This window comes from Peribacillus sp. N1, from assembly GCF_054600815.1.
In genome coordinates this window covers 1-235 of the sequence record NZ_BAAHZO010000119.1, presented here as the reverse complement: position 1 = coordinate 235, position 235 = coordinate 1, and the positions used below count along the sequence as shown (strand labels likewise).

General features: G+C 40.9%; 1 protein-coding gene. It reads right to left on the bottom strand.

The window, feature by feature from the left end; all coding sequences use genetic code 11:
* On the bottom strand, positions 1 to 185 hold a 185-nt coding region (locus ACYP5M_RS26780; protein WP_459735758.1), incomplete at its 3' end, for a hypothetical protein.
* Positions 186 to 235 lie beyond the last annotated feature (50 nt).

Here is a 235-nt window from a genome sequence, read left to right as displayed (position 1 = left end):
ATTAACATGACGACAATGAACGGAATCTCTAAAAATAAAAGAGATTTCAAACCCTTTAAGGTATAATTAAGGAAAGATTGATATCCTATAAGCTCGCGCTCGACGATTGAAGTGTACAATACGGTAATCAGCGGCGTGAGGACAATGCTTAATTTCAGCCAAAGCAGGAGATTGGCATAGTTCAAGGCAGAGACGCTTCCGGTTACGAGCTAGGTCGAAATAATCCGATCGAGTA